At 59.6% G+C, this 6,144-nt stretch carries 7 protein-coding genes and 1 pseudogene; 3 read left to right on the top strand and 5 right to left on the bottom strand.

Translation table 11 applies throughout. The annotated features are described in order from the left end of the window. On the top strand, window positions 1-426 hold a 426-nt coding region (locus ACHIRB_RS31045; protein ID WP_395127849.1), incomplete at its 5' end, for a ribbon-helix-helix domain-containing protein. Then, window positions 423-1,505 carry a pentapeptide repeat-containing protein gene (locus tag ACHIRB_RS31040; RefSeq protein ID WP_395113510.1) on the top strand — a complete coding sequence of 361 codons (1,083 nt, stop codon included), beginning with the start codon at window positions 423-425 and terminating at the stop codon, window positions 1,503-1,505. The genes ACHIRB_RS31045 and ACHIRB_RS31040, both read left to right, overlap by 4 nt. Window positions 1,506-1,573: 68 nt before the next feature. On the opposite strand, the pseudogene ACHIRB_RS31035 reads toward ACHIRB_RS31040, so the two are convergent. From ACHIRB_RS31035 to ACHIRB_RS31015, 5 genes and pseudogenes are all read right to left on the bottom strand, one after another. Further along, window positions 1,574-2,204: pseudogene (locus ACHIRB_RS31035) on the bottom strand (Fic/DOC family protein). Between the two features lie 32 nt (window positions 2,205-2,236). After that, window positions 2,237-2,419 carry an antitoxin VbhA family protein gene (locus tag ACHIRB_RS31030; RefSeq protein ID WP_395113511.1) on the bottom strand — a complete coding sequence of 61 codons (183 nt, stop codon included), beginning with the start codon at window positions 2,417-2,419 and terminating at the stop codon, window positions 2,237-2,239. A gap of 86 nt (window positions 2,420-2,505) precedes the next feature. Beyond that, complete coding sequence (locus ACHIRB_RS31025) at window positions 2,506-3,432, bottom strand: nucleotidyl transferase AbiEii/AbiGii toxin family protein (protein ID WP_395113512.1); 927 nt, start codon at window positions 3,430-3,432, stop codon at window positions 2,506-2,508. Further along, window positions 3,429-4,532 (bottom strand): type IV toxin-antitoxin system AbiEi family antitoxin domain-containing protein, encoded by a 1,104-nt coding sequence (locus tag ACHIRB_RS31020; RefSeq protein WP_395113513.1) that lies wholly within the window; start codon window positions 4,530-4,532, stop codon window positions 3,429-3,431. The genes ACHIRB_RS31025 and ACHIRB_RS31020 overlap by 4 nt, the downstream gene beginning before the upstream one ends. An 89-nt stretch (window positions 4,533-4,621) precedes the next feature. Further along, entirely contained in the window at window positions 4,622-5,302 is a 681-nt protein-coding gene (locus tag ACHIRB_RS31015) for a hypothetical protein (RefSeq protein WP_395113514.1), read from the bottom strand. A gap of 228 nt (window positions 5,303-5,530) precedes the next feature. Between ACHIRB_RS31015 and ACHIRB_RS31010 the strand changes: the two genes are divergently transcribed. Then, window positions 5,531-6,037 carry a hypothetical protein gene (locus ACHIRB_RS31010; protein ID WP_395113515.1) on the top strand — a complete coding sequence of 169 codons (507 nt, stop codon included), beginning with the start codon at window positions 5,531-5,533 and terminating at the stop codon, window positions 6,035-6,037. Window positions 6,038-6,144 lie beyond the last annotated feature (107 nt).

Here is a 6,144-nt window from a genome sequence, read left to right as displayed (position 1 = left end):
CTCGCTTCCCCCGGACTCTGTCCGGGATTAAGCGTGTCCAACACGCGGGGGCAAGGCCCCGGCGCCGTTGTCCGATTGGCAATCCGTCGAATGCTTGCAGAATCACCCGACGGCCTCGGCGAGCTTCTTACCGCACGGCGGCAAACACAGCCGTCCATGGTGATCGCGCCAGTACATCTCGGTGATGACCTGGCAGCACAGCTGACAGAACTGGCCCGAACGCTCGGCGTCCACCGCGCCGAACTCATCCGGCTCGCATGCGACAAACTCCTCACCGACATCGCGATCGGAAGATTGAACGGATCCCCAATCGACCTCACCGAGGACGTCATATCGGAGGCCTATCTCGGCGAAGCAAATCGAGACACCTTGATACGCCGTCATCAACAGCGCCGAAATCGGGCGACGGAAGAGTTGGCAGAATGAAGCTACACATACTTGTCGGTTGGGGAACCGCCCTCTGGGCAGCGATCGTCCTCGGCCTCTTCTATTATCTGCTGTGGCTACAAACCGGGCAGCCCTACCACCCGACAGCATTCTTGAACACCGCCACGGGCGACCAACTTTTCAACGCGGCAAGGACGTCCGGGACACTGCTCGGCGTAGCCGGCCTCGGCGCCGCGGCACTGATCGGCTACCGCCGGCAAACGTCGACAGAGACAGCACTTCACGACGAACGCACCAAAGCCCTCCACGAGCGATACAGCACCGCCGCTGAACAACTCGGCAACGACTCCAGTGCCATACGGATGGCCGGCGTCTATGCCCTCGCCTCCCTCGCCGACGACTGGGCCAGCAGCGGATCCCGCCGGGAGCGGCAAGTCTGCATAGATCTTCTCTGCGCCTACCTACGCGCAAACAAGCATCAAAACCAAACCACAGAAACCGATGTCCGCATCGCAATACTCGACGCGATCCGCCGCAGAATACTAGGCCTGCGATACTCCAACGGATGGCGAAAAGCCAACCAATGGCACACCTCTCGACTCAACCTCCGCAAAGTCGAACTCCACACCGCTGATCTCTCGACATCGATTCTGGCATACACAGACCTCACCGACGCAGACCTCACCGATGCAGACCTGAGCGGATCCACGTTCACCCTGACAAACCCCGATCGCGACATATTCGGAGAAAAACTCGAGGAAAGCATGCGGCCGCGCAACATGGCGGCACCACCAGAAAGCATTCGCCGCGTTTCGCACCGAGCAACACTTCTCGGAACCAACTTCACCGGCGCCGACCTGACCGACACAGATCTCCGCGAAGCAACCCCGAAAGAAGTGATCTTCACACAGGCCATTCTCCGCGGCGCCGATCTCACTCTCGCATGCTTCGACACCTGCGACTTCACCGGCGCCGACCTGAGCCACGCAAAACTCAAAGGCGCAAACCTGACCAACACCACGGGTCTGGAACAAGCCACGATGACCGACATAGTCCACGACGAAAAAACCGCTTGGCCAACAGGATTCACTCCGCCGAGCCGCGACGAGAACACATAGCTCCGCATCCACGCGCAAAATGTCCACGGCGAACTACATGCCTCTGACCCATTGACGATGATCGTGGTCTAGAAGTAGTCGTATGCCGGCTGATCATCGATGATCCGGGCGAACATCGCAACAAGACCACCGAGGTCGGAATCGACTCGGGCGCAATGACATGCGCTATGAAGTTCCGGCAGATCGGTACGATTCCACGCCAGTCCCAGGCCTCGCTCCGCGAGCAGCTCGTCGAAAAATTCGCGAGTACTGCGCCCATTGCCCTCCCGAAACGGGTGCGCGTAGTTCACGTAGTCGTACAGGTACGCGACTTTCTCCGGAAGATCGGACCGCGGAACAGATCTCAACCGGTCTGTCTCCGCAATCTGCATCGCGACATGGCCCATCGCCTGACCAATGTTTCCTTGCGGGCAGAACGATTCACCCTTCTCGATGCCGACCGTCCGAAGATGACCTGCCCACTCGTACACGTCTTGGAACAACTGGCGATGTATTGCCGCGAAATGCGTCAAATCGTATGTGCGATCGAGCAAATGGGGATTCTCTCGCAGTTCCAGGAGACGAACTTCGCTCAGGTCGTTTTCGGCAATACTGCAGCTCAACATGCGAGCGGGCATGAATCCGGTTTCGGAGAACATCGGTCCATGGTAGGAAATACGCTTCCCAGTTTCGATCGACATCATCTGTCTCCCAGGGCAAATTCGCCACCGAGGCCTACCTACTGCACAACGTCACGACAAGTTGTAGCGATGCCGAACTCGCTCACCCAGCTTGGCTACATCAATCTCTCCGCGCGCATACGCAACTTGATCAGCACGGGTTGCGCTCGTGCTGCTGGTGCCCTCGAGTTCGGTGTTTCGCCGAATCGCCCTAATAACCCGCACGCGTCGGGACACTTCCTGTCGCTTCGTCATCGCGCGCTCTGCCTTCCGGGGGATATGTCCCTCAATCCTACCTATTCACTCCCTGCAGATCTGAAGTATCAAGCAGAACCGGAGCACTAGCTCGTCCACCGCGAGAGCCGCGGGTTCCAGGTGTCCGGTGGCTGGCGCCCAGCGGGGAGTGCAGCCAAGATCCGGCCGTAACACCGCCCGCCGATGTCGAGTGCCGTCGTGAGGTCGTGCAGTTCGGCCGCCAATGGAGATTCCTTCGCTGTTGCAGACCAATTACTCGACCATCCCGCTCCGGGCACCTGAAATGCATTAGGAAGCAGAATGTTTCGATGTGCGCGCTGTTTCTCCAGCGCGGCGACGGTGGACGTCATCGAGATAGCTAGATTGCCGCTGATCAGCAACAGGTCAACAAGATCGCGATATCGCGACGAGGCCACCTTCCGTCCGTCGGGTAGCGCATGCTGCTCGTACATGGCGCAGAGTTTGTCGGCGATCTGGTCGGCCAGCGGATACAACCGAATCGTTGCGGATACAGGAAAATCGTCCAGATCGGGAATCTGCGACAGGGCGTGATGCTCGACCTCGCCGACCACGCCTTGCCACGCAGCCAGATCGATCGGGAACGAGTCGAACGTTTTCAGCCCAAGCCGTGCGGCAACAGTGATTCGTAATCCCTTGTCGGCAGCCATCGTTCGAGTCGATGTGATGTCGAAAGCAAGCGGATCGATCGAGTTGCTGTGCACCAGTTGCTGCAACTCGTCGACCGCACGCCCGTCGTGCCCGTCATCGCGGGGCATCCGCATCATGTCTATGTCTCGACTGTGCCGAGCCTGCGGCAAGCGGATCATCATGCCAACGCCACCCTTGAGGATCCACCCGTCAGGATCTGCGGTGAACACGCGCTCCAGGAATCGACTCATGACGAACCGGCGCTTCACTCGATCGAAGGGAACGCCGGTTCGCGTTGCTTCAGCCTTGATGTGCGCGGTCAGACTCGCGGTGACCGCTACCGGGGAACGCGAGGATCTCATCATTCGCTGTCCTCGTCCGTCGCGTCGTTTGGCGGCGCGGCGGTGTTGCGACTAACGCGAAAGGCTTGCGCGACAGCATCGGATCCCGCCCCGCCAGTGATGAGAGCTGCGGTGATGTCCTTAACCGCCGAACTGTTGTAAAGGTCTTCGCTGATTCGCCTCAGCGCGTCTCGAACTCCAGGCTGATCAGTGAGCGATGCGGCAAGCTTCTCCGACATCTGATGGACTGCGGACGTTCGAAACATTGCCTCCGCCAGCTTGGAGCTGTCGAACTGCGGATCGAACGAGTCGATGAAACTGCGTACCGCGGACACCGAATCATCGGTCACGACCCCACTCAGTCGCGCAAACGCGTCCGTGCCAGTACGAGGACGGATGTTGTTGTCGGTGACCGTCTGCCGGTCTTTGAACAGGGCATCTCCTGTGGACATGCCCGCGAGTTCCACCAGGTCCTGCGACACACCGGCCTCGGCGATAAGGGCCCGAAGAAATCCCTTTCCATCGTTGAGTGCGTGCTCGTAGGAAAACGCATGCGGCCGCAGAACCTGCTGGACCTCACCGATAGATGCGAGGCCATGCTCGACGGCATCTCGAACGACACCGGCGAGATGTCCGCTGTCGATGTGCGCAGCAGCCAGGTCGTCGATGGTCCGCACCGCAGTTGTTGTCGGAATCCCATCCACAACCACCCAGTCGCGACGATCGAGAGCCGCAGTGTGGATTCTCAAATCCGGTAGCGACAGCCGAATCCTGCGCACAGCAGTGAGCTCGACGACGTCGGCATCGATGTCACCGAGACCATGCAGCACCGCAGCGGATCGATGCGACACAACGCCGGTCGGGAGATCTTGCTCGAGACGGTGCCACGCTGGAGTCTCTGGATCGAGCGCAATCCACGCCACCCGGACCGGCAGGTGCTGATCGTGGGGGAGGCGTGTCATTCGATAGATCCCATAGTGCAGCCGATCGAGGATCCCTCGGTCGGTCAAGCGTTTGATCTGCTGAGCGCTTACGCCGGCCCTGCGCGCCTGTCCGGTCGTCACTATGCCCCACTGCTCAGCGCTCAGTTCCGCCACCACGTCAGCGCCAGAATATCCGCTCATGCCACAAGAATAACACTACTAGGCGTTCAGGTGACGCTCTAAGTGTAATTTGTGTGCCACATGAAGAAATACTTATGCCTCACATGGATCTATGTCGAATGTAACCACTCATCCAGACGCTCCGGAGTGACCCTCTTCTCGAAGCGCAACGCCTTCCCACCAGCAAGCTGAACAGCAAGCGCCCGCAAAGCCTCCGGACCCACCCCACCCCAACCGTTCCGCAACGCTTCCACCATCAGCCCGTCCGGCTCCAAGACAACTCCGTGATCACGAAGATAAGTCAGCGTCTGCACCACCATGCTGCGTTCACGCGGGTCCACCAGCCCCTGGTTCTTGATCGCCCCATACGACAGCCCCCTCATCGCAGCCTTGAGCGACGCCGATACCTCAGCGACCCGTCCGATCTCCTCGCCACCGAGACATTCGACATCAAATGCCGTAACCCATGGAGCATGGCTCGGCACACCCTCAGCGAACCTCACAGGACCCTGCGCCCGCACAACAACGACGCCATCAACAGCACTGCGCTCAACCTTGAGAGTTTCAGAGAGGTCGAGACAAAATCCGACAACAACGCCGCGCGGGGGGCCATGAAATCCCGATTTCGACGACGAAGACGTGATCGGAACACCGAGCTTCTTGATCCACTTGTTGTCCTCGACGGCCCCCGTGGAAGGCACATGGACAGTGGCAGCTCCGCCAGCCCAACGTAGGGCAAGCCCGACGGCCTCCGGAAGCGGTACGTGTGCTTCAACATAGCTGCGGCGCATGAAATTACGGTAGTCCCTCTACAGTCCGCGAGGCGTCACAGCACCGGCCCCCCGTTCAGCCGTCGCTTGTACGCCCACTGTCGCGCCAAGCGGCCCAGACGACTGAACCGCGGTCGACTATTCGCTCTTGTTGCGTTATTGGTAACCCCGTCTCGCCGGAAGCCATGGCACGCGCGGTGCCAGCAGACATGCCTGATCGTTACGAGGCTGAACGCTAGATTTATCGGCATGGTCAACCGCGATGATGACGAGCGACTCCGACAACTGCTTATCGAGCAAGGCTTCTCAGTCGACGACATAGCCGAGGCCCTGCAAGGAAAACGAGATCTACTGACCTTGGATCAGCTACGACAGAAGGTCCGCATCAGTGGATTTGATGAAGAGGACATTGATGCTGCAATCGCGACTGTCGCGAACCGAGGAACAGTCCTGCCCAAGCTCGGCGATCGCCGCCTGTTCACATTCGAAGACTTCACCGAGGTGCAGAACGAAGTCATCCAACGCAAACTAAGACGCCAGAACCAGGACCCCACGCTGCAGCGAGTTTTCCACGCCATGGGTGCCGTCGCCAATGCTCGCCACAACGGTCACACCGACGCGCTTGAGTCTGCCCACACGCGCCTGACATCAGCCATAGTCGACGCACTGCAGCACGGCGCACGCGTAAGCGACATCGCGACCTTCGCTGGCATCACACCGGACGCGGTTCGAAAGATACGCGACCGCAACCTCTGACTGAGACGCTTTCAGCTAGTCCGTGACGCGTGGGTATCAATTGGGATCCGGGACCCGACCTGTGGTCGCTCTTTCCATCGCAATCGCCAATCCGGGCCACAGAGGAT

Origin of the sequence: Antrihabitans spumae (assembly GCF_043944905.1) — a bacterium.
Taxonomy (GTDB): Bacteria; Actinomycetota; Actinomycetes; order Mycobacteriales; family Mycobacteriaceae; genus Antrihabitans; species Antrihabitans spumae.
The sequence above is the reverse complement of the archived record's forward strand: the minus strand, read 5'-3'. Positions and strand labels throughout refer to the sequence as shown.